The sequence below is a fragment of the Serratia sp. Ser99 genome, from assembly GCF_024519545.1.
Classification (GTDB): domain Bacteria; phylum Pseudomonadota; class Gammaproteobacteria; order Enterobacterales; family Enterobacteriaceae; genus Serratia; species Serratia liquefaciens.
Genome location: NZ_JALJRT010000001.1, coordinates 366,741 through 387,811 on the forward strand (window position 1 = coordinate 366,741; position 21,071 = coordinate 387,811).

General features: G+C 54.5%; 21 protein-coding genes and 1 other annotated feature. Of the genes, 5 read left to right on the plus strand and 16 right to left on the minus strand.

Annotated elements, in window-relative coordinates:
• Positions 1-14: 14 nt before the first annotated feature.
• The 4 genes from NR114_RS01750 to NR114_RS01765 form a co-directional block, all read right to left on the minus strand.
• Positions 15-1,184 (minus strand): glycosyltransferase, encoded by a 1,170-nt coding sequence (locus NR114_RS01750; protein WP_242498836.1) that lies wholly within the window; start codon positions 1,182-1,184, stop codon positions 15-17.
• On the minus strand, positions 1,112-2,005 hold the full coding sequence (locus tag NR114_RS01755) for a glycosyltransferase family 2 protein (protein WP_123905307.1): 894 nt from the start codon (positions 2,003-2,005) through the stop codon (positions 1,112-1,114). Before NR114_RS01755 ends, NR114_RS01750 begins: the two co-directional genes overlap by 73 nt.
• Before the next feature lie 78 nt (positions 2,006-2,083).
• Positions 2,084-3,322 carry an oligosaccharide flippase family protein gene (locus tag NR114_RS01760; RefSeq protein ID WP_129983577.1) on the minus strand — a complete coding sequence of 413 codons (1,239 nt, stop codon included), beginning with the start codon at positions 3,320-3,322 and terminating at the stop codon, positions 2,084-2,086.
• Positions 3,303-4,604: a hypothetical protein gene (locus tag NR114_RS01765; RefSeq protein ID WP_234530996.1), complete on the minus strand. Its 1,302-nt coding sequence runs from the start codon at positions 4,602-4,604 to the stop codon at positions 3,303-3,305. The genes NR114_RS01760 and NR114_RS01765 overlap by 20 nt, the downstream gene beginning before the upstream one ends.
• Before the next feature lie 277 nt (positions 4,605-4,881).
• On the opposite strand from NR114_RS01765, the gene gndA reads away from it, so the two are divergent.
• Entirely contained in the window at positions 4,882-6,288 is a 1,407-nt protein-coding gene (gndA, locus tag NR114_RS01770) for an NADP-dependent phosphogluconate dehydrogenase (RefSeq protein ID WP_020826040.1), read from the plus strand.
• A gap of 74 nt (positions 6,289-6,362) precedes the next feature.
• Here gndA and hisIE read toward each other — a convergent pair whose 3' ends face one another.
• The 9 genes from hisIE to hisL form a co-directional block, all read right to left on the minus strand.
• On the minus strand, positions 6,363-6,977 hold the full coding sequence (gene hisIE / locus NR114_RS01775) for a bifunctional phosphoribosyl-AMP cyclohydrolase/phosphoribosyl-ATP diphosphatase HisIE (RefSeq protein WP_048761750.1): 615 nt from the start codon (positions 6,975-6,977) through the stop codon (positions 6,363-6,365).
• Entirely contained in the window at positions 6,971-7,747 is a 777-nt protein-coding gene (gene hisF / locus NR114_RS01780) for an imidazole glycerol phosphate synthase subunit HisF (protein ID WP_046374042.1), read from the minus strand. The genes hisIE and hisF overlap by 7 nt, the downstream gene beginning before the upstream one ends.
• Positions 7,729-8,466 (minus strand): 1-(5-phosphoribosyl)-5-[(5-phosphoribosylamino)methylideneamino]imidazole-4-carboxamide isomerase, encoded by a 738-nt coding sequence (gene hisA, locus NR114_RS01785; protein WP_020826043.1) that lies wholly within the window; start codon positions 8,464-8,466, stop codon positions 7,729-7,731. Before hisA ends, hisF begins: the two co-directional genes overlap by 19 nt.
• Positions 8,467-8,471: 5 nt before the next feature.
• Positions 8,472-9,062 carry an imidazole glycerol phosphate synthase subunit HisH gene (hisH, locus tag NR114_RS01790; protein ID WP_046374040.1) on the minus strand — a complete coding sequence of 197 codons (591 nt, stop codon included), beginning with the start codon at positions 9,060-9,062 and terminating at the stop codon, positions 8,472-8,474.
• Positions 9,062-10,129, minus strand: coding sequence for a bifunctional histidinol-phosphatase/imidazoleglycerol-phosphate dehydratase HisB (gene hisB / locus NR114_RS01795; protein ID WP_129983578.1), 1,068 nt, complete (start codon positions 10,127-10,129; stop codon positions 9,062-9,064). The genes hisH and hisB overlap by 1 nt, the downstream gene beginning before the upstream one ends.
• Positions 10,126-11,214, minus strand: a complete 1,089-nt coding sequence (hisC, locus tag NR114_RS01800) for a histidinol-phosphate transaminase (protein WP_187962584.1) — start codon at positions 11,212-11,214, stop codon at positions 10,126-10,128. Before hisC ends, hisB begins: the two co-directional genes overlap by 4 nt.
• Complete coding sequence (hisD, locus tag NR114_RS01805) at positions 11,211-12,518, minus strand: histidinol dehydrogenase (protein WP_256813925.1); 1,308 nt, start codon at positions 12,516-12,518, stop codon at positions 11,211-11,213. Before hisD ends, hisC begins: the two co-directional genes overlap by 4 nt.
• Positions 12,519-12,522: 4 nt before the next feature.
• Positions 12,523-13,422: an ATP phosphoribosyltransferase gene (gene hisG, locus NR114_RS01810; protein WP_041414374.1), complete on the minus strand. Its 900-nt coding sequence runs from the start codon at positions 13,420-13,422 to the stop codon at positions 12,523-12,525.
• A gap of 195 nt (positions 13,423-13,617) precedes the next feature.
• Positions 13,618-13,744: a sequence feature (His leader region), on the minus strand.
• Positions 13,720-13,767: a his operon leader peptide gene (hisL, locus tag NR114_RS01815; protein ID WP_101495319.1), complete on the minus strand. Its 48-nt coding sequence runs from the start codon at positions 13,765-13,767 to the stop codon at positions 13,720-13,722. It overlaps the preceding feature by 25 nt.
• Before the next feature lie 229 nt (positions 13,768-13,996).
• On the opposite strand from hisL, the gene NR114_RS01820 reads away from it, so the two are divergent.
• Positions 13,997-14,821: an SDR family oxidoreductase gene (locus tag NR114_RS01820; RefSeq protein WP_020826049.1), complete on the plus strand. Its 825-nt coding sequence runs from the start codon at positions 13,997-13,999 to the stop codon at positions 14,819-14,821.
• Here NR114_RS01820 and NR114_RS01825 read toward each other — a convergent pair.
• A complete protein-coding gene (locus tag NR114_RS01825) occupies positions 14,814-15,755 on the minus strand; it encodes a LysR family transcriptional regulator (RefSeq protein ID WP_256813926.1) in 942 nt (313 codons plus the stop codon). The genes NR114_RS01820 and NR114_RS01825 overlap by 8 nt on opposite strands.
• Before the next feature lie 246 nt (positions 15,756-16,001).
• Here NR114_RS01825 and speB point away from each other — a divergent pair, with 246 nt between their 5' ends.
• Positions 16,002-16,934 carry an agmatinase gene (gene speB, locus NR114_RS01830; RefSeq protein WP_256813927.1) on the plus strand — a complete coding sequence of 311 codons (933 nt, stop codon included), beginning with the start codon at positions 16,002-16,004 and terminating at the stop codon, positions 16,932-16,934.
• Positions 16,935-17,007: 73 nt separating this feature from the next.
• A complete protein-coding gene (locus NR114_RS01835) occupies positions 17,008-18,390 on the plus strand; it encodes a sodium:solute symporter (protein ID WP_256813928.1) in 1,383 nt (460 codons plus the stop codon).
• Positions 18,391-18,429: 39 nt separating this feature from the next.
• Here NR114_RS01835 and corA read toward each other — a convergent pair whose 3' ends face one another.
• Positions 18,430-19,410, minus strand: a complete 981-nt coding sequence (gene corA / locus NR114_RS01840) for a magnesium/cobalt transporter CorA (protein WP_122077970.1) — start codon at positions 19,408-19,410, stop codon at positions 18,430-18,432.
• 11 nt (positions 19,411-19,421) lie between these two features.
• Positions 19,422-19,841 (minus strand): N-acetyltransferase, encoded by a 420-nt coding sequence (locus NR114_RS01845; protein WP_020826054.1) that lies wholly within the window; start codon positions 19,839-19,841, stop codon positions 19,422-19,424.
• Between the two features lie 131 nt (positions 19,842-19,972).
• Between NR114_RS01845 and NR114_RS01850 the strand changes: the two genes are divergently transcribed.
• Entirely contained in the window at positions 19,973-21,070 is a 1,098-nt protein-coding gene (locus NR114_RS01850) for a PQQ-dependent sugar dehydrogenase (RefSeq protein WP_046374033.1), read from the plus strand.
• Position 21,071: the final 1 nt, after the last annotated feature.

The following is a 21,071-nucleotide window of genomic DNA, read 5'->3' on the forward strand; positions in this document are numbered from 1 at the left end:
AAAAACCTTATAAGCTATTTGTTCTTATTTTTCAGCTCTGTGTAAATGTTCTCCCACTGAGTAACTATTTCATTCAATGAGAATTTTTCCTGTATTCTGGTCCGCGCGATAGCACCCATTTTTTCTCTTTCATGGGCTGGCATTTTTTCGATAGACATCAGGGCATTCGCTAAAGCCAATGGATCTTTAATTGGCACTATCAATCCTGACGTCCCATCACTGCCGACAATCTCACGTGGCCCGCCGCTATCAGTAACAACTACCGGAAGTTCCGCAGACATAGCTTCCGCAACGACTAAACCATAGCCTTCCCAAGCGGATGACAAAACGAAGCCGTCGACCTGCCGGTATAAAGGTGCAGTATCATCACACAACCCGATAAACTCAACCCGATCTTCGATACCATAGTGTTTTACCAGCTGTTTCAAGGTTGCATCCAGTGGCCCTTGCCCAGCTATCAGTAATTTGCTGCTTGAAATATGCGTGAATGCTTGAATGAGCGTCGGATAATCCTTTTGATCAACGAGTCGTCCTACTGCGAGCCAACAGAAAGGGGAAGTTGTCACCTTTGTTATCGTCGGCGGTATAAACCTATCCGTATCAATTCCATTGAAAACGGTGTAAGTATTATGCCGCGGCAGCACATTTTCATTAGTGAATCTGCGGGTTGCGGCTTCGCTGATAGTCGTGTTTATCTGACATAGGGGGTTTGTCAGACGATAAGCCCAGTCTCTAAGTTTGCCGCCTTCGTGTGTATTATGTGCGGTAGAGATTATTTTCAACGAAGGTAGGAACAGCCGCGCCAAGCGCGTTAGAAGGTTGGCGTGCACCATATGTGCATGCACAATATCCGGTTTTGATTGGCGCAATATCTTGCACAAGCGTAGTAACGCCAACGGCAAGTCCTTGGCAGATTTCATTTCCAAGGATAGTAAGGGAACGCCAGCAGCGGCGAGCCTTTCAATAAAAACAGCCGACGAAGGTGGTGTCAGTGAAATCAATCGCATCTGATGACCTTTTTGAGCCAACCTCTCTAGCAGAGAAACAACCTGATATTCAGCGCCACCAATTTCTAAACCGGTAATAACGTAATCTATTTGCATAACTTTTATTATCCTTGATTCTTCCTGTAAATTAGGAATAATTTTTTTATCAAGGGTTGTGGCAGCCAACTGATGCTCCATAACGCAATCTTCAATTTTTTCCCGAGTGGGGATTTTTTTAAATAATTACGTGCTTGCTGCGGCTCATTACTTAACAGAGTGTAGGTAATAAGTGCCAAATTAATGCGTTGAAATTCTTGTGGGTGATTATTGCGTAATTTATCACCAAAGTTTTCTAATGCTATTTCTGCCAGTTGTTTATGGCAGACCGATTTTTTTATTTGTGATGAGTAATGTGTTAAACGTAATGCGGCGTCATCAGAAACGCGAACTAAAGGGTGATTGTACGATGGTATGCCGAATTTTTCGGCGATTTTCCACCAAAGTAAGTGTTCACCGCCTGCTCGGTTTTCCGGGTAGCGAAAACCGGTATCAAGAAATATTTTCTTGTTGAATACAGGGGTAAAGTCACCCTCAATTTTCTTATTTACGTAGTCATCAAAAGTAATCAGCTGATACTTTTCTTTTTGGTTTTGTGCCGTTATAGCAAATTGGTAAACCGGATGACTGGCATTTTCGTCAAGAGGAAGTATTTTTTCCAGATAATCGGCGGTTCCAGGCTCGAGGGTATCATCATCATCCAGTATCAACACCCACGGTGCGTTGGCTAACGCTATCCCTTCCATACGTGCGGGGCCAGGACCACCATTGACGGGCATGCGATGATAAACCAAACCTTCTGTCTCAAACTTTGGCAGTGGAGTGGTCGAGGCATCATCAACTACAATTATTTCAATCGTATGCTTCGCATTTCTTTCAGCTATGACTGAGTTTACCGCGCGAACAACCAGCTCTGGTCGGTTGTAGGTGGCAATGACGACGCTTAATGTGAAGTTATTCAAACTCATTTCCTTCATTATACTAATAAAGCAAAGCAGTTAATAATAGTTTGCCATGCTTAGCGATAACGTAAATCATTATCATTTGTTGCTTGCTTTGGTGGCTTTCCTACAAAATAACAGTAGAAATAGAGTAAACATTACGATTTCGGCACTTAGGAAGGCAATGGTCATGCCTAAACCGCCCCACATAGGAACTAGCAACAAAGAGAGCAGGCAAATAATAGCGATATTCAGCATCATAGCTCTGCTGGCAATTCTTTCTTTTCCACTAGGAATAAACCATAGTATGGCCAGTGCCATATTATTGATACGTAAAGGAACAACCCATACTAAAATTCTTAATAATTCGATGGCGTCCTCATAACCTGGCCCGAATACCATATTGACAATCCATGGTGCGAGCCAAAGGGTAACGAGTGCAAATAGTGTAGTTGCGATGAATAAGCCAATTAAAATCAGCACAACCATTTTTTTTGCATCACGAGCCGAATTGTGTTGCAGACGTACTAAATGAGGAAATGCGGCATTTAACACCGGTCCGGCAAATCCACTCGCAGCTTTGACCAGTTTTTCAGCTGGCACAAAAGCGCCGACTGCGCGCGCGCCCCCGAGTAAACCTAAGAGTGTAGATGCAATTGAACCCATGATACTTTGGGCCCCTTTATAAAGAAATAGTTCCCAGCTTTCGCGTAAAACGGTGGTTGCTCCCGAGAAACTCATACGGCCAAAACCGGTAGTACGCACAATAAGTAAGGTTGGGAGCAATGTATTGATTATTCCAACCGTAGCCTGGATAGCCAACACACGTTGCGCATGTGCGGGAGTGGAAACCAAAACTATGGTGGCCAGCAAGCCAATACTGCGTAATCCTATATCCAGCAAGGCGGGTAAAATAAGCCTTTCGAGACCGATATAGTACCAAAGCGGGGTAAAACCAAATGCCAGTATGAACAACGATATCCAGATGAACCAGTGGTTCGGGATTGTCGTGGCCCCGATACCTGAAAAAATCAAGATAGCGACAATGATACCCACAACCAGGCTCAATAGCAGTTTCGCTAGCAAGACATTGGTAACCAACTGCGCCAATTGTTTCTGATTACCTTGGGCTTTCACCACACTGCGTGCTGCGCTGAAATTAAAACCAAACTCAACGAATACTGATGCTGTTAACGCGATGCCCAGCGCATACAAAACCTGCCCGTACCCCTGCTGACCTAGCGCATGTGCTAAGACCGGAAGCTCAATCAAGGGGATAACCAATCCCCCGATTTGAGCGATCATTAACCAGGCGGTATTAGTGGCGACGCGAGACATGGGTGACCACAATAGCTAGCGCTGCCAAAATAATACCCCATTCAGTAAGTTCGTTACTTAATGGGTGGAATAATCCCATAAACAGGAACAGAGTCAGAGTCGAAAGTGGGCATAACATAGAGTCAAAACGTTCAACAAACAGCTCTCGTTGGCTGGTGACGAATCTCACCCCTCGGTAGAGAGGGTATAGCAGGAACAGGAGATAGCCAACAAAGGCCAACACACCATCGTCTGCGAGTAATTGCAGGTAAGTCATGTGAATGACACTACTGGCGCCGAAGTCCATCACCCTCGTGCTGCCAAAACCGCCTCCCCAAGGAAATGTCTCTACTGCATGTTGCCAACCTACACGTAACATCTCCAGGCGGGTTGTATTATCACCACTGACTAAGCGGTCTGCCGTTGATTCACTGCTCGGGGTAACATATTCTTTTTGTAATTCATTGATAATATTACCATTGCTTTCGCTTTTACTGAGCAGTTGTGTGATCAAGGGATCATAGTGGCCTGATACCCAATTGAGGAGTATAGGTTGGATGATCGAAAAGGATAAAATGGTAACAAGAAGAAGGCCAAGATGACTACGTACCGGTTTAACATGTCTCTTGCTGGCAAATGCAACAGCGGCTAATCCGCCCCAAACCAGCACCAACCACAACATGGATGTGCGGCTGCCGTCGAGGGCCATAACTAACACAGCGCTAAAAGCTAGTAAGAGATTACGTGTGTGTGGCTGTTTAAGGCAGCGCCAAACAGCGAAAGGCCAGACGAATGCGCCAGCTTTCCAGATAACACCAGGCCAACTGGCAAGCCAGCCCATTCGTCCATCCCCCAAAATCACCATTGCGTCAGTTTGTCGAAACAATGCCAGTAATATTAATGGGATCAATGAAACGATCAACGCTGCGCTTAGCGACTTCTCGAGTAGCTTTGGTGTGAGTGGTGAAATCACAACCAGCATGACGAGCACGAGCATAAAGGCCAAATACTTAGCCAGAGTATAAAACCCTAGACCATGGTTAGCTAATGATGCTGCAGCGATACCCGCCATAAAAAGCAACCAGCCGAGCAACATCGGTTTATAGTCACCAAGTCGGGAGAGACGGCCAAGTAGCGTTTGACCAGTGGAAAGTTGGGATGCCGCCAGAGACGTTACAGTGGCTGCCAATAATAACATTATTTGAATTAACCAATTGATGTTGCCACCGATATAAATTTTGACGGTACCCAACATGGCTAACACAATGAAAAATAATGTAAAAATGCTTGAGGTGGCTCTCACTTTCCATTCCTAAACCAGTTAAATCGCTGGATTGTACAGCATCCCGTGTAAGCAGCAATACTGATTTGTCTTATACAATGAAGAATAATATTATTTTTTGTTTATTATTCATGTTGTTATGTTTTTACACCGTTGCAGTGCTGCCCGTTTGTTACAAAAATAACTATCGCACCAATCACTACCCACGCAGCAGCTTCCTGAGTTAACATGTGTGCCACATCACAAAACCTGTTGGCCACAGTTGTTAACAGGGTCATCCTCAGACAGGAGTTCTTCAATGTCCAAGCAACAAATCGGCGTTGTCGGCATGGCGGTAATGGGCCGCAATCTGGCACTGAACATCGAAAGCCGTGGTTACACCGTTTCGATCTTTAACCGTTCAGGCGATAAAACTGATGAAGTTATTGCCGAGAATCCAGGTAAAAACCTGGTGCCGCACTACACCGTCGAAGAGTTCGTTGAATCGCTGGAAAAACCACGCCGCATCTTGCTGATGGTGAAAGCGGGTGAAGCGACTGACAAGACCATTGCTTCCCTGACTCCGCACCTGGATAAAGGTGACATTCTGATCGACGGTGGCAACACCTACTATCAGGACACCATCCGTCGTAACCGCGAACTGTCTGATCAAGGCTTCAACTTCATCGGTACCGGTGTTTCCGGTGGTGAAGAGGGCGCGCTGAAAGGGCCTTCAATCATGCCTGGCGGTCAGAAAGAAGCTTACGAGCTGGTGGCGCCAATCCTGGAGAAAATCGCTGCGGTAGCGGAAGGTGAGCCTTGCGTGACCTACATCGGTGCTGATGGCGCCGGTCACTATGTGAAGATGGTGCACAACGGCATCGAATACGGCGACATGCAGCTGATTGCAGAAGCCTATTCCCTGTTGAAGCAGGCGCTGAACCTGAGCAATGAAGAACTGGCTGACACCTTTGCCGAGTGGAACAAAGGCGAACTGAACAGCTACCTGATCGACATCACCAAAGATATCTTCACCAAGAAAGATGAAGAAGGTAAATACCTGGTTGATGTGATCCTGGACGAAGCTGCCAACAAAGGCACCGGCAAATGGACCAGCCAGAGCTCTCTGGATCTGGGCGAGCCGCTGTCGCTGATCACCGAGTCGGTATTCGCACGTTACCTGTCCTCACTGAAAGACCAGCGCGTTGCCGCATCTAAAGTGTTGACCGGTCCTAAAGTGACGCCAGTCAGCGGTGACAAAGCCGAATTCGTCGAGAAAGTGCGCCGCGCGCTGTACCTGGGCAAAATCGTTTCCTATGCGCAGGGCTTCTCTCAGCTGAAAGCGGCTTCCAAAGAAAACAACTGGGATCTGCACTACGGCGACATTGCCAAGATCTTCCGCGCCGGCTGCATCATCCGTGCACAGTTCCTGCAGAAAATCACCGACGCTTATGCACAGGACGCGGATATCGCTAACCTGTTGCTGGCACCTTACTTCAAGCAGATTGCTGACGAATATCAGCAGGCGCTGCGTGACGTGGTGTCCTACGCGGTGCAGAACGGCATCCCTACGCCGACCTTCTCTGCGGCAATCTCCTACTACGACAGCTACCGTTCAGCGGTTCTGCCTGCCAACCTGATCCAGGCGCAGCGTGACTACTTCGGTGCTCACACCTACAAACGTATCGACAAAGAAGGCGTGTTCCATACCGAATGGATGGAATAATCCCAACGTTTGAAGCATAAAAAAAGCCGCCGAGGTTAACGCCCGGCGGCTTTTTTATTGCCTGCAAAGCAAGACTATTTCTGGTGGCGTTCGCGCAGCCGGCCAATCACCTTGCTCAAATCCAGATCCTGATCCTGCAATAGCACCAGCAGGTGATAAATCAGATCGGAGGCCTCGTTGGTCAGCTCTTCGCGATCGTTCACCGTCGCGGCCAATGCGGTTTCCACGCCTTCTTCACCGACTTTCTGCGCGATACGCTTGGTGCCGCTGGCGTACAGGCTGGCGGTGTAAGAGCTGTCGGGGCTGGCGTTTTTACGCTCCGCTAGCAGTTGCTCCAACTGATACAGAAAACCCCAATCGCTGGCGGCCGGGTGGAAGCAGCTGGTATTGCCCAGATGGCAGGTCGGGCCAATCGGATTGACCAAAATCAACAGCGTGTCGTTATCACAGTCTGGGGTGATGCTCACTACGTTGAGGAAGTTGCCAGAGCTTTCGCCCTTGGTCCACAGGCGCTGCTTGGTACGAGAGAAGAAGGTGACCTTGCCGCTTTGTTCGGTAGCGGTCAGCGCTTCCTGGTTCATGTAGCCGAGCATCAGCACTTCGCCGGAAACGGCATGCTGCACAATCGCCGGCAGCAGGTGGTCAGTTTTTTCCCAGTCGAGCTGGCTTCTTTGTTGTTCTGTTAACACAGGCGGATCTCCACACCTTGGGCGGCCAGGAACTTTTTCAGTTCGCCGATATTAATGATTTGCTTGTGGAACACCGACGCGGCCAGGGCGCCGTCAACGTCCGCATCACGGAACGCTTCCAGAAAGTGTTCCATGGTGCCCGCGCCGCCGGAGGCAATCAGGGGCACCTTGCATACCTCACGGACCTTCCTCAGCTGTTCCAGATCGTAACCGTTGCGTACGCCATCCTGGTTCATCATGTTCAACACAATCTCGCCGGCACCGCGTTTTTGCACTTCTTTAACCCAATCCAAGGTTTCCCATTGAGTGACGCGGGTGCGGCTTTCGTCGCCGGTGTATTGGTTAACGTGATACTTGCCGGTTGAGGCTTCGAACCAGGTATCAATACCCACCACGATGCACTGTACGCCAAAGCGATCTGCCAGACGGCTGATCAGATCGGGGTCGGCCAGCGCCGGAGAGTTGATGGAAATCTTGTCGGCGCCAAAAGAGAGGATCTGGCTGGCATCTTCCGGGCTTTTGATCCCACCGGCGACGCAGAAGGGGATATCAATCACTTCCGCCACCCGTGACACCCAGCTTTTGTCCACTACACGGCCATCGCTTGAGGCGGTGATATCGTAGAACACCAGTTCGTCCGCACCTTCCTGCGCATAACGTTGCGCCAGCGGCACGATGTCACCGATGATTTCATGGTTGCGGAACTGCACGCCTTTCACTACTTGCCCGTCTTTGACATCCAGGCACGGGATTATCCGTTTTGCCAGCATGCGATTGCCTCCTCAACGCTAAACTTACCTTCCAACAGGGCACGCCCCACAATCACACCTTTAACGCCACTGCCACGCAGTTGGGCGATATCGTCCAGGTTGCCGATGCCGCCGGATGCCTGGAAGTCAATCTGCGGATAGCGTTGGCTGATTTCCTGGTACAGCGCCACGTTGGAGCCAGCCAGCGTGCCATCGCGGGAAATATCGGTGCACAGCACGTGCTTGAGGCCGTAGGGCAGGAACTGTTCCACCACCTGTTCCAAAGTGGCGTCTGAGTTTTCTTGCCAGCCGCTGATCGCCACGCGCTTGGTGCCGTCGGCGTCGATACGCACGTCCAGCGCCAATACCATGGCCTCTGCGCCATAGCGCTCAAACCAGCCTTGCACCAACTGCGGTTGTTTCACTGCGGTGGAGCCGATGACTACGCGGGTCGCACCGGCTTCCAGCAGTGCCGAAACGTCCTGCTCATTACGAATGCCGCCGCCAACCTGTACCGGCACGTTAACCCCGGCGAGCAGTTGGCGCAGCAGCGGGATCTGGCGTGCAGCAGGATCTTTGGCCCCGGTCAGATCGACCAGATGCAATACCTGTGCACCCTGTTGTTGATAGTCCTGCAGGCGTGAGCGCGGATCGTTACCGTAGTCGCGCTGTTGGCCGTAATCACCCTGATGCAAACGCACCACGTTGCCGTCGATCAAATCCAAAGCTGGAATAATCATGCTGCCTACATCTCCAGAAAGTTTTTCAACAGTTGCGCACCGGCTGCTCCAGAACGTTCTGGATGAAACTGCACGCCGAAGAAGTTGTCTTTTTGCACGGCGGCGGTGAAGGGCTCGCCGTAGTTCGCCTGGGCGATGGTGCTTGGGCATATCGGCATCGCATAGCTGTGAACGAAGTAGAAGTAGGCACCGTCTTCAATGCCGCGGAACAGATGGTGGCCGGCCTGTGCCGAAACCTGGTTCCAGCCCATGTGCGGCAGCGGCAGACCGAAGTCGGTCATCTGGGTGACCGGCGTCTCGATAATGCCCAGCGTGTCGATACCGCCATTCTCTTCGCTGCTTTTTGCCAGCAACTGCATACCGAGGCAAATACCCAGCACCGGCTGAGTGCAGGCTTTGATCAAATCGATCAACTCGCGTTGCTTCAACTGATCCATGGCCGCCTGCGCTGTGCCGACGCCCGGCAGGAAAAGCTTATCGGCGCGCAACACGATCTCCGGGTCACGGCTTACCTGCGGCTGATAACCCAGTCGCTGCACCGCGTAGGTGACAGAAGACAGGTTGGCGCAGCCGGTGTCTAAAATCACCACGTTCATCACAACACTCCTTTCGAGCTCGGGAGGGTATTGCCCTCAACGCGGATCGCCTGGCGTAGCGTACGGCCAAACACTTTGAACAGGCTTTCGACGCGGTGATGGTCGTTTTTGCCTTTGGTTTTCAGGTGAAGCGTGCAACCCATGGTGTAAGACAGCGAGCGGAAGAAGTGTTCGACCATTTCGGTGCTCAGATCGCCGACGCGTTGATAGTTAAATTCAGCCTTGTATTCCAGGTGCGGACGGCCGGAGATATCCAGCGCGCAGCGCGCCAGGCACTCGTCCATTGGCAGCACAAAGCCGAAACGTGCGATGCCGCGTTTGTCGCCCAATGCCTTGTTCAGGGCTTCGCCCAGCGCCAGACCGGTGTCTTCTACCGTGTGGTGATCGTCGATATACAGATCGCCCTTAACATTGATGTCCATGCGGAAGCCGCCGTGGGTGGCGATCTGATCCAGCATGTGATCGAAGAAACCCACGCCGGTTTTGATCTTGCTGCCGCCTTCGCGATCCAGCCAGACGTTGACGTCGATCTGGGTTTCTTTGGTGGCGCGGTTAACCTGCGCATGTCGATCGCGCTGGGTCAGTTGGCGGGTGATCTCTTTCCAGCCCAGGGTATCGCGCTGATAGCGCAAGCCCTGAATGCCCATGTTTTCCGCCAGTTGAACGTCGGTGGGGCGATCGCCTATCACGTAGCTGTGGGCGGTATCCATCACGCCGGGCTCCAGATAGCCTTTGACCAGCGCGGTTTTGGGTTTGCGGCAATCGCAGTTGTCCACCGGCAGATGTGGGCAGATCAGGATATCTTCAAAGTGAATGCCCTGGGAGCTGAAGATCTGCATCATCAGGCCGTGCGGCGGATCGAAGGTTTCCTGCGGAAAGCTGGCGGTACCCAGGCCATCCTGATTGGTGATCATCACCAGTTGGTAACCTGCCTGCTGCAATTCAAGCAGGCAAGGAATGACGTCCGGCTCCAGCGCCAGCTTGTCCAGGCGATCAACCTGGAAGTCTTCTGGGGGTTCAGCAATCAGCGTGCCGTCACGGTCAATAAAGAGGAATTTCTGGCTCACATTGGCTCCTGGCGAGTCTCGGTTGCACCGGGCAGGGCAGACAGCGCGTCAACCACGCGCTGGCATTCGTCACGGGTGCCGATGGTGATGCGCAGGCAGCCGGACAACCCAGGTTGTTTATTTTGGTCTCTTAAGATAATGCCCTGATCCCATAAGGTTTTAAACACATTACTGGAAGCAGTGAAACGAGCCAGCAGGTAATTGCTGTCGCTGGCGAAAACCTGCTCAACGCAAGCGCAGTTTTGCAGCGCCTGCTGCAGCCAACTGCGGTTGGCTGCAATCTCGGTAACGCGCTGACGCATCACGCGGATCCCCTCGGTGCTGAGCGCCTGTGCAGCGATATCGGCGACTGGAGTAGACAGCGGATAAGGTGCGATCACCTTCAGCAGCAGGGCGATCAAGTCCTCGTTGGCCAGAGTAAAACCACAGCGCAGGCCAGCCAGCGCGAAGGCTTTTGACAGAGTGCGCAGAACAGCCAGGTGCGGATAGTCGCTCAACCAGGCGGCCACGCTGGCCTGCGGGCAGAATTCGATATAGGCCTCATCCACCGCGACGATTGCCTTACCTTTGGCCATTTCCAGCAGGGTGCGCAGGTCGTTGGGATCGATCAGATTACCGGTTGGGTTGTTTGGGCTGCAGACGTAAATCAGTTTCACGTTATCCAGGCTGTCGGCGATGGCCGCTAAATCCAATTGCCAGTCCTTTTTGGCCGCCACGGTGCGACGCTCCACGCCAAAGGTTTCAGCGCTGACGGCGTACATGCCGTAAGTCGGCGGGCAGAACAGGATGGCGTCTTTGCCCGGCTCGCAGAAGGCGCGGATCAGCAGTTCAATGCCTTCGTCCGCCCCACGACTGACCAGCACCTGTTCCTTTTTAACCCCGGCGTAATCGGCGTAGCGCTCGATCACCCGTGCCGGCTGGCACTCCGGATAGCGGTTAAAGGTTTGAGCGGTCAGTTGGAATTCCGGGGCGATCGGGTATTCGTTGGCGTTCAGCCACACATCGCCATTGCCCCCCAGGCGGCGAGCCGATTGATACGGGGTCAGCTCGCGAACGTTGGCGCGCGCCAGGTTTTCAATGCTCATGCTTGCTCCTTCAGTGCGGCAACGCGCAGGGTGACGGCGTTTTTGTGGGCAATCAACTGCTCGGCGGCGGCCAGGGTTTCAATGGTGGCGGCCAGGTTCATAAAGCCTTGCGGCGTCAGTTCCTGCACCGTCATGCGTTTTTGGAAATCCGCCAGGCCCAGGCTGGAACAGGTCGCGGTATACCCGTAGGTCGGCAATACGTGGTTGGTGCCGGACGCATAGTCACCGGCGGACTCTGGCGACCAGTCACCGAGAAATACCGAACCGGCGCTGGTGATGCTGTCGACCAGGGCACGGGCATCGCGGGTCTGAATGATCAGGTGTTCTGGGCCATACTGATTGCTGATCGCCACGCACTCGGCCAGATCTTTGGCGACGATCAGTCGGCTACTGGCAAGCGCCTGACGAGCGGTTTCGGCGCGAGGCAGTTGCGCCAGTTGCTGTTCGACCGCTTCGGCTACCGCCTGTGCCATAACGGCGTCCGGCGTCAGCAGGATCACCTGCGAGTCTGGGCCGTGCTCCGCCTGCGACAACAAATCAGAGGCGACAAACGCCGGCGTCGCACCGGCATCGGCAATTACCAACACCTCGGAAGGACCGGCCGGCATATCAATCGCTGCGCCGTCCAACCGTTGGCTGATTTGGCGCTTGGCTTCGGTGACAAAGGCATTGCCCGGCCCGAAGATCTTCGCCACGCGCGGTACGGAGTCGGTGCCGAATGCCATAGCGGCAATCGCCTGTGCGCCGCCAACCTGAAACACTTCCTTTACCCCGCACAGCTGCGCGGCATAGAGAATTTCATCGGCAATCGGTGGCGGTGAGCACAACACCACGCGGCGGCAACCGGCGATACGTGCCGGCGTCGCCAGCATCAGTACGGTAGAAAACAGCGGCGCGGAGCCACCGGGAATATACAGCCCGACCGAGTCGATCGGGCGGGTGACCTGTTGGCAACGCACGCCCGGCTGGGTTTCCACATCCACCGGCGGCAGCTTTTGCGCATTGTGGAAGGTTTCGACGTTAGCGACCGCGACTGCCATCGCCTGTTTTATATCATCACCCAGACGAGCGCTGGCGGCGGCGATCTGGTCGGCGGTGACGCGCAGCGCGCCAACCTCGGTTTTATCAAATTTGGCGCTGTAATCGCGCAGCGCCTGGTCACCGTTGGCCTTCACGTTGTCGAGGATCTCGCTCACCGTGCGGGTGATGCTGTCCGAGGCGGAGATCGCCGGGCGCATCAACAGTGCCGCGCGCTGTTCGGCGCTGCAACCTGCCCAATTGACCGGAGTATTGAAAGTCGACATGGCGTTACTCCATCATCTTCTCAATTGGCAACACCAGAATCGAACTGGCACCGAGCGCTTTCAGCTTTTCCATGGTTTCCCAGAACAGGGTTTCGCTGCTGACCATGTGCATTGCCACGCGATTTTGCGCACCGGCCAGTGGCAGAATGGTTGGGCGTTCCGCGCCCGGCAGCAGCGCAACGATTTCGTCCAGGCGCTCGCTCGGCGCGTGCAGCATGATGTACTTGGATTCGCGTGCCTGGATCACGCCCTGAATACGGGTCATCAGGCGGTCGATCAATTGCTGTTTGGCTTCCGGCATTTCGCCGTCACGTTGGATCAGGCAGGCTTTCGAGCGGTAAATCACTTCCACTTCGCGCAGGCCGTTGGCTTCCAGCGTGGCACCGGTGGAGACTAGATCACAGATGGCGTCGGCCAGACCGGCACGCGGTGCCACTTCCACCGAACCGTTCAACAGGCAGGATTTGAAGCGCACGCCTTGTTTATCGAGGTATTGTTTCAGCAGGTGCGGATAAGAGGTGGCGATGCGGGCGTCTTGCAGGCTTTGCGGGCCGGTGTATTCCGTGTCGAGCGAGGTAGCCAAGGACAGACGGCAACCGCCGAAGTCCAGGCGACGCAGGGTGAAGTAACGGGGATCTTCGCCCTGAGCGCGGCGGGTGAGCAGCTCTTCTTCCAGCACGTTCTCACCGATAATCCCCAGATCGACCACGCCGTCCATCACCAGCCCTGGGATATCGTCATCACGGACGCGCAGGATATCAATCGGCATATTCTCCGCGAAGGCAATCAGGCGCTGTTGCTGCAGGTTGATTTTAATGCCGCAGCGCGCCAGTAATTCCTGGGATTCATCACTCAGGCGGCCTGACTTCTGCATTGCTATCCGTAAACGTGTTTTGTCCAGCATGGTAACCTCTGTTTAATCTGTAATTTTATACCCGTCATACTTCAAGTGGCTTGGGTGTTGGCTGCCTTCATTCACCCCAGTCACTTACTTGAGTAAGCTCCTGGGGATTCACTCAGTTGCCGCCTACAAGCAACTCGAATTATTTGGGGTATTTGAATTTATTTTAAAAATTATTTTTTCTGTCTGTCCGGAGCCAAAAAAAAACCCTCGGAAGAAATCTTCCGAGGGCTCTCTCTTGCATTCTGCGCGCCACTGGAAGATTAAAAAACCGTCTTCCAGCACTCATCGCCTGAAAGACTAGTCAGGATGATGGTGATGATGGTGGCTGAACTGAATGCGTGTCATGGTGTTTTCTCTGTATAAAGTCGCTACAAACTCAATTGCTAATTAACCTAAACTATCCGCCGTCTGTCACGCAACCCTTTTTTACGGTCATAAATTTAATTTATTGAAACAGGTTGAGTTATTAGCTGGACGCGACTTTACCTAAGCTTAAACTGGGTGGATTGTATCACTTCACGCAGTGGCGTAGCCTTAATGGGTAAAGCGCTGCGATCTTCAGGAGAGGAAGGTGATGAAAAAGGTAGCCATTATTGGTCTGGGCTGGCTGGGCATGCCGTTGGCCCTGTCGTTGATGAGCCGTGGGTTTGACGTCGTTGGCAGTAAAACGACGCCGGATGGCGTTGAGGCCGCGCGGATGAGCGGCATTGAATGTTATCAGTTGGAAATGACGCCGGAGCTGATTTGCGAACCGGAGGATCTGGAGTCTTTGCTGCGCGTTGATGCGCTGGTGGTGACATTGCCTGCGCGCCGCACTGTCGAGGGCAGCGAGAACTACTTCAATGCGGTACGCATGCTGGTGGACAGCGCGATGGCTTTTGGCGTACCGCGTATTCTGTTTACCAGTTCGACTTCGGTATACGGTGAAACTACCGGCACGGTACGCGAGGATTCGCCGCTGCAGCCGGTTTCGCCGTCGGGGCGAGTGCTGGTGGAACTGGAGCGTTGGCTGCATGAACTGCCGAACACGTCGGTGGATATCTTGCGGTTGGCGGGACTGGTGGGTGTGGATCGTCACCCCGGTCGTTTCCTGGCCGGCAAAGTCGACGTCAAAGGCGGTTCGCAAGGGGTGAATCTGGTGCATCAGGACGATGTGATCGCCGCGATTCAACTGTTGCTGAAACTGCCGAAAGGCGGTCACGTTTATAACCTTTGCGCCCCGGCCCATCCCACCAAGCGTGAATTTTACCCGGCGCTTGCCGAACAGCTGCATCTGGCTCCGCCGCAGTTCGCCATTGAGGCAGAGCAGGGTGGGCGCCTGGTGGACGGTAGCCGCATCTGCAATGAGCTGGGATTCGAATATCAGTATCCGGATCCGGCGCGCATGCCGGTCAATTAATATCAGTATCTGACCCCGCGCCTGCGGGGTTTTTTGTCTGTGGCGCTCGCGCCAATCCGCTCAAATCCTCTATTAGCGCCAACAAAGCCTCCTTTGGCGCTCCGGGCCGGGTCACCAGGCTCAGGGTTGCCTGGTAGGAGAGCGCATGCCCGCCTAACTGCCGCAGTGCTCCCTGTTCAACCCAGCGCGCGGCATAATGGGTCGGCAGGTACCCGAGATATTCGCCGCTGAGCACCAGATGGGCGACCCCCTCCATATGGTGGGCGACGGCACCAAGGTTTAACGGCGCCAACGGGCAGAGCTGCTGTGCCAACAGATAACCGCGCTTGACCCAACGCGCATTCTCAATTTGTTCGCGACCCGGTTGCTCTGCGGTAAACAGCGGATGATCGCTGCTGCAGTAGACCGCCTGCGTTTCGCTTATCCAGGGTTGATACTGCAATGCTTCCAACTGCTGGCCGAAATAACCGATGCCCAAATCGAGCTGCTGATTCAGCAGCCCCTGTTCAATTTCGCCGGGGGCGCAAATTCGGCACTGCAACTGCACGTCCTGATGGCGGCGTTGAAACTGTTTGATAGCACGGCTGAAGGGGTTGCCCGGCAGCGACACCAGATTATCCACCAGCCCGATTTGCAGATCGCCGGTCAGCAGTCCGTTCAGCGACTGGCTGACCCGGGTGAAGTCGCGTGCGGCGTTAAACAGCGTGCGGCAGGCGATCAATATGCGCTCCCCTTTGGGCGTCAGCATAAAGCCGGATCGCCCTCGCTGGCACAGACGAAACCCCAGCCGGGTTTCCAGCGTCGCAAGATGGGTGCTGATAGTCGACTGATTCATCAACAGCGGCTCCTGGGCGGCGCTGACGCCATGGGCTTCTGCGACGGCGATGAACACCCGCAGCAGCCGCAGATCGATGTCGCTTAGATTTGTGAGCATCTTTTCCTCCGCAAAACCTTCCTTGTTAACCGATTGGTAACATCCATGGCGTCACCCTGATGGGCCAAAATCACTCTTTTTATGTCACAGATTACAAATAAAACCAACAGTTCAACGCGTTACAAAACATCGGTGTTTTCAATGCTTACATCACAAAGATGGAATGGTAGCCCTGTCGGCCATCGGGGTAGCCTGTATTTGTTATCTAAATGTTGAAATTAAATCATGCCAGAACGAGGAAAACACATGCTTAATCAACCCCAAAGTGGCAACGACATGCCGCGGTTTGCCGGTATCCCTACCATGATGCGCCTGCCCGTTGCCGAAGATGCACGCGGTCTGGATGCGGCCTTCGTTGGCATTCCTCTTGATATTGGCACTTCAAACCGCAGCGGCACGCGCTATGGGCCTCGGCAGATCCGTCAGGAGTCGGTGATGATCCGCCCGTACAACATGGGTAGCGGCGCGGCCCCTTTTGAACGGTTGCAGGTTGCCGATCTGGGGGATGTCGCCATCAATCCCTACAGTCTGGCGGACAGCGTTCGGCGTATCGAACTGGCCTATAGCGACATTCTGGCCCATGGCTGCATCCCGCTGACGCTGGGAGGCGATCACACGCTGACGTTGCCGATCCTGCGTGCCGCCGCCGGCCGTCATGGCCCGGTCGGTTTAATTCACGTGGATGCGCACTCAGACACCAATGAGGAGATGTTTGGCGAGCAACTGGCGCACGGCACCACTTTCCGTCGCGCCTTTGAAGAGGGGCTGTTGGCACCCCAGCGGGTTGTGCAGATTGGGCTGCGGGGCAGCGGCTATGAAGCTGCCGATTTCGACTGGTCGCGCCAGCAGGGGTTTCGCGTGGTGCAGGCGGAAGAGTGTTGGTATCGCTCTTTAGCGCCGCTGATGGCCGAAGTGCGCGAGCAGATGGGCAGTGGGCCGGTTTATCTGAGCTTCGATATCGATGGGCTGGATCCGGCGTTTGCTCCGGGTACCGGCACGCCGGAAGTTGGCGGGCTATCGGTGTGGCAGGGCCTGGAAATTGTCCGAGGATGCCGGGGGCTGAATCTGATCGGCGCCGACGTGGTGGAGGTCTCACCGCCTTACGATCGTTCCGGTAATACCGCGCTGCTGGCGGCCAACCTGCTGTTTGAAATGTTATGCGTGCTGCCTGGGCGATAAGACGTCGCCACACCTGACCGGCGGAGCCGTTGCGCCTGGATCCAATAACAATAATAAACATGCGGAGTGACTCATGAATCTCGATCTGCTGGTAGTGGTGTTTTACTTTTTGGTGATAGGAGCGGTGGGTTGGTTAGGCGTTCGCCGGGCGACGACCAAAGAGGATTATCTGGTTGCCGGACGTAATCTGGGGCCCTGTTTGTATCTGGGCACCCTGTCTGCGGTGGTGCTGGGCGGGGCGTCAACCATCGGCAGCGTCAAACTGGGTTATACCTACGGCATCTCTGGCCTCTGGCTGTGCGGTGCGCTGGGGGCGGGCATCGTGGTGCTGAGCATGGTGTTGGCAAAGCCGTTGCTTAAGCTAAAGCTCTACACCGTCAGCCAGGTGCTGTCGCGTCGTTATCACCCAGCGGCCAGGGTCACCAGCGGCGCTATTATGTTGGCCTACGATCTGATGGTGGCGGTGACGTCGATCATTGCCATCGGCAGCGTGATGCAGGTGATGTTTGATCTGTCGTTTATCACGTCGATTTTGCTCGGTGGCGGTTTGGTGGTGCTGTATTCAACGTTGGGCGGCATGTGGTCACTGACGCTGACCGACATTATCCAGTTTATCATCATGACCGTTGGCATGATGTTGGTGCTGATGCCGATGAGCATCGTCAAAGCCGGGGGTTGGACGGCGTTCAGTAGCCAACTGCCGGATAGCTACTACCGGCTATCATCCATCGGGCTGGATACTATCGCGGTGTTCTTCCTGATCTACTTCTTCGGCATTTTGATTGGTCAGGATATCTGGCAGCGGGTATTTACCGCCCGCAGCAACACTATTGCTCGTTATGCCGGATTAGGGGCCGGCGTGTATTGCGTGCTGTATGGCGTAGCCGGTGCGTTGATCGGCATGGCCGGCAAGCTGGTGCTGCCGCAGTTGGCTAATACCGACGGGGCTTTTGCCGCCATTGCGCAGGCGGTGCTGCCGCCGGGCGTCAGCGGATTGGTGGCCGCCGCCGCACTGGCTGCGCTGATGTCGACCGCCAGCGCCTGCCTGCTGGCATCATCGACCATCGCGCTGGAGGACGTATTGCCGGCGATTCGCAAGCGCCCCTCGAGCGGACTGGCCGCCGGGCGATTTACTACGCTGATCATGGGCTGCATCATGCTGGGGTTGGCGTTTGTGGTGCGGGATGTGATGGCGGCGCTGACGCTGGCTTATAACCTGCTGGTGGGCGGCATGCTGATCCCGCTGATTGGTGCGATTTTCTGGCAACGGGCCACCAGCACCGGCGCTATCGCCAGCATGCTGACCGGCAGCCTGAGCGTTTTGGGGCTGATGTATTATCAGGGTATTGAAGCCAACAGCCCTATCTACGGCGGCTTGCTGGCGGGCGGCGCGGCCTTCTTGATTGGCAGCTTACTGACCCGGCCAAGCCCACAGCCGCAGGTACAGCCCGAGTAACCGGTAATCAGGGGCTGCCATGCGCAGCCCCATCCTCGTTTAAAGCCAGCCGGAGCGCTTCAGCTTCTGGTAGAGGAAGAAGCAGCCGACGACGGTGACCCCCAGCGTGGCGTGGTAAGCCCAGGGGAACTTCAGCTCTGGCATGTCGGCGAAGTTCATGCCGTACAGGCTGAAAATCACCGTAGGGATCGCCAGGATCGCCCCCCAACCGGCCAGGCGTTTCACCACTTCGTTCTGTTTTACGGTGACCAGCGCCAGATTGACGTGCATCGCATTGGTCAGCATTTCGCGCATATCGTCGATATTGCTGACCACCTGATGCGCATGGTCTTGCACGTCACGTACGTAGGCGCGCAGCTCTTTCGGGATCACTTCTTCATGCAGGCGGATCAACTGATTGCAGATTTCGTCCATCGGCATCGCGGCATTGCGCAGCGCCAGCAGGTGCCGCCGCAGGGTGTAGACGTTCTCGATGGCGGCCTGATCAAATTCCGATTTGAACATGTTGGCTTCAATGCCTTCAATGGTTGCCTCGAACTTCGCCACCACGCTACGGTAGTTATCTACTACAAAGTCCAACACCGAATACAAGGCAAAGCCCGGGCCGCGGCACATTTGCTTATGGTTCTCTTCGGCCTTGGCGCGGATTGGGGCGTAGCTCGGTGATTCGCCGTGGCGTACCGTGATCAGGAAGTTCTTGCCCACGAAGAAGTGTGTTTCGCCGTACTCTATTTCGTCATTGCCCCATTGCGCGGTTTTGACCACGATAAACAGCGAGTCACCGTAGGCTTCAAGCTTCGGTCGCTGGTGGGCGCACAGCGCATCTTCAATCGCCAGATCGTGCAGCCCGAATTCCTCCTGCACTTTGCGCATAAAGGCGTCTTCCGGCTGCCACAGCCCGAGCCAGACGAAGGTATCCGGCTGTTTGACCACCTCGCTGATATCGTCAATGGTCACTTCGCCCAGCCGTTCACCGGCCTTGTATGCCACGCAATTCACAACCATGGTTGCGGTTTCCATCAGGTCACCTGCTATTCAATTAGGGTTTTGGTGAGAAAGTAACATTCATGTTCCACCGGGTAATTCTGCAGCGTCATTTGCAGTTGATAACCGAGTTTTTCATAGAACGGCCGCGCCTGAAAACTAAAGGTATCCAAACGAACATAGCGGCAGCCGCGTGCTTTCGCCTCCCGTTCCGCCGCCAGCAATACTTTACGCCCCAGGCCGCTGCCGCGTTGCGAGTCCGCTACCCATAGCCATTCAACGCTCAGCCAGTTGCCCCAGGTCTCGCCGGTCAGGCCGGCGACCACCTGGCCGGCGGCACCCTGGGCGTAAATGCCAAGCGGCTTACGCAGGCTGGGATCCACATAGGGGCTGTTATGGGCTCGTAACCCCTGACGAATAACGTCGAGGGTGTCTTCATTGAGCGTCTCGGTTACGGTGATGTTCATTTTTCCTCCTTGGTGAACTCTTAACTTAAGCGCAGTCTGACTAAAAGGCAACATATTGAAATTTAAAACAAACGTTAAGAATAGTCTGCTGAACTACACTGAATAGGTCAGTTTTTGTCCAGGAGGACGCTATGCACCGATTAATTATGATGACCGCTTTGCTGCTGTTCAGCGGCTTGCTGCTCGCCGCGCCGACGGTAACGCAATTGCAGGACAAGTTGGAACACCCGTGGTCGCTGGCATTTCTGCCCGGCGAACAGGGAATGTTAATCACCGAACGGCCGGGACGTTTACGGCTCTGGCAGCCGGGCCAGGGGCTTTCGGCGCCTATCGCCGGTGTGCCGCAGGTATATGCCGAAGGCCAGGGCGGTTTGCTGGAAGTGTTGCTGGCGCCAGATTTTTCCACCAGCCGACGAGTTTACCTCAGCTTCGCCGAAGCGGGTGATGAGGGTAAAGCGGGGACGGCGGTAGGCTACGGGCAACTCAGCACCGACAACCGACGGCTGGAGAATTTCAAGGTGATTTTCCGCCAGCAACCCAAGCTGTCGGTCGGCAATCATTTTGGGGGCAAGCTGGCGTTTGATCGTCAGGGGAATCTGTTTATCGCGCTCGGGGAGAATAATCAGCGGCCGACGGCACAGGATCTGGACAAGTTACAGGGCAAAATGGTGCGCTTAACCGCCGACGGCGCGGTACCGCCGGATAATCCTTTTGTCGGCCAGGCCGGCAAACGGCCGGAAATTTGGTCATACGGTCACCGCAATCCTCAGGGGCTGGCGTTGAATCCGTGGAGCGGGGTGATGTGGGAGAACGAACACGGTCCACGCGGTGGCGATGAGGTCAATATTCCGCAGGCAGGGAAAAACTACGGCTGGCCGATAGCAACCTATGGCATCAATTACTCCGGGCTGGCGATCCCGGAGGCGAAAGGGCAGAAGGTCGCGGGCACCGAACAACCCCTGCATTATTGGCCGGTGTCGCCGGGTATCAGCGGCATGGCATTCTATGATTCGCCGCGTTTCCCTGCCTGGAAGCATTCGCTGTTTATTGGTGCGCTGGCCCAGGAAGCGCTGATCCGCCTGACGCTGCAGGGAGACAACGTGGTTTCTGAAGAAAGGCTGCTGGAGGATCGCGGTGAACGCATTCGCGAAGTGCGGGTCGGGCCTGACGGCTATCTTTACCTGTTAACCGATGCAAGCAACGGCAAGCTGCTGCGGGTAGGGCTCTAGG